Below are 2,253 nucleotides of genomic sequence, written 5' to 3' on the forward strand. Positions count from 1 at the left end.
TGAAACCAGCTGCAAAGCTTAATCAACTTCAGACTGTTAGCGTGAGCGCCTCGACACTAAAATTCACCTATTGTCCACTGACTACAGCTATCACTAAGTTGACTGATCAGTACGCTGTGGGAAATCTAAGCGTAAAGATAATCTCACCAGCAGCAGTAGGACTATGGAATGGGTAAGTGACATACTCCCGACGCCGAATCTTTGATTACGGCGCGGGCTTCTTAACCTCACGATTAAGAGTTTCTGCGTAGCACTTATCTAGGTACAAAACCCCCGACAGTACGCTATCAGCAGACAGTTTCCTTTCCCCAATTGTCCTTGGGTACTTATTGATTCCACGATTACGCATTACTTCGGCTGAAGCGACATCTCTATTGTTGGAATACCCGCATTCATCACAGGTATGCCAACGGATTGAGAGGTTATTATCCCACTCGGTTCCACATTCAGGACATTGCTTTGATGTCCCTTTATGGTCAACTTCTGCGAAAAACTTTCCTCGTTTCCAACATACCCATTTCAAGAATTCTCTGAACTGACCAAAGCCAGCATCAAGAGAATGCTTACCCAGAAAGCCCTTTGCCATTACTCTGTAATCAATGTCTTCTACAAAAATTGAATCAGCCTGGTCACAGAGTTGATGTGCAACTTTAAGGTGAAAATCTTTACGGGTATTACCAATTTGGTGATGTAACCGTGCTACCTTGATTTGTGCTTTTTCGTAATTCTTAGACCGTTTCTTTTTTCGAGATGCTCTACGTTGCAGCAATTTCAGCTCGCGTTGTAGGTCTATGAAAAACCTCGGTCTAGGAATCGTTAAATTATCTGATGTAGCTAGGAAATCAATCAACCCGACATCTACTCCGATTGCTCGTCCAAAAGCCGGGTTTTCCGGAACAGAAACATCAGCTTGAATGGTGATAACAACAAACCATTTTGTTCCTCGACATCTTGATACAACTCGTACAGTCTTGATTTGAAATCCTTCAGGGATTTCTCGATGTAATCTCAGATCTACAAGCCCAATCTTGGGTAGTTTGATTTGATCCCCCTTAATTGGATTAGTCGCAAACTGAGGAAACAAAAACGATTGATAGCGACCGTACTTTTTAAATCGTGGAAAACCTTTTCCTCTTTGTCTGAACGACTCCCAAGAAGTATGTAATCGCTTAATGACATCTTGAGTGACTTGAGAGTGAACTTCTTTCAAGTCAGATTCAGTCTTTTTCCATTGCGTTAACTGTCGCTTCTGTGACCTGTATCCGGGGAATGGAATGTCAGGCGACATGATATATTCCCTATTAAGCGAGCACCGATCAACTGCACACTTCCGACTATTCATCCAGTCCTTTAAGTCTCGCAGGCAACGGTTATAAAGTCGTCGGCAAGTTTCTAGCCAACTCAACATTAATTCCTGTTGAGCTGTATCTGGATAAATTCGATAAGTGTAGTTCATGATTAGTGCCATCAAAATATCTTAACACAAACCAGGTGAATGATAACTGTTAATTTACATAAACCCTGTCCCGGCTATCATCCCGACACCAAATCAAAGATTATGGTGCGGGGCTTCTCGCCGGGGTAGCTAACAATTTCAATCCTGTCTCCCTGTTGGACATTGAAATCGGTAATCCTGTCAATTCCGCTTTCCGGTCGTGGAACTTCCGAGTCAGAGTTCCTCGACAATAGGGAACTATCAGTTATGTTGATTCCCGTTGAAGGTTGTAGCGGTTGTGATGAAGGGATTGAAGGGGGAAAGATGGGTAATGGACGATTTCTAAATGTGAACTGAAAGATATCAGCTCCATGACCACCAGTCAGGGTATCGCTACCGTTGCCACCTACTAGAGAATCATCACCATTCCCACCAATTAGATAATCATTCCCGCCACCAAAGACATTTTGATCATCACCATCACCAATTAGGGTATCATTGCCAGTGCCACCAATGAGAGTATCACTGCTACCTCCACCTTCGAGGACATCATTTCCCTCTCCACCATCAAGGATGTCACTACCTGGATTATAGTTTATGGGAATTCCAGTCAAACGCCTACGAACATCACCTAAAAGGGAATCATCACCAGCTCCGCCTTTTAGGACATCATTCCCATCTGCTCCGTTGAGAGTGTCATTTCCTGTTCCACCATCGAGGAAATCATGATCAGATGTCTGTTTAACCTCAAACAAACTCAAGCCAAAGCTAGGACCAGGTCCACCAGTAAGGACATCATTCCCTGAGCCACCAATCAA

At 43.5% G+C, this 2,253-nt stretch carries 2 protein-coding genes; both read right to left on the reverse strand.

Annotation, left to right across the window (positions count from 1 at the left end):
* Nucleotides 1-205: 205 nt before the first annotated feature.
* On the reverse strand, nt 206-1,456 hold the full coding sequence (locus F6K49_RS42565) for a transposase (protein WP_293025701.1): 1,251 nt from the start codon (nt 1,454-1,456) through the stop codon (nt 206-208).
* 77 nt (nt 1,457-1,533) lie between these two features.
* Nucleotides 1,534-2,253, reverse strand: a 720-nt coding sequence (locus F6K49_RS42570) for a calcium-binding protein (RefSeq protein ID WP_293107460.1), incomplete at its 5' end; no start/stop codon positions are given.

It is taken from the genome of Moorena sp. SIO3I6 (genome assembly GCF_010672095.1).

Excerpts from the sequence above, each read along its gene's own strand:
- F6K49_RS42565 (WP_293025701.1), bottom strand. The coding sequence starts at position 1,456 with ATGAACTACACTTATCGAATTTATCCAGATACAGCTCAACAGGAATTA.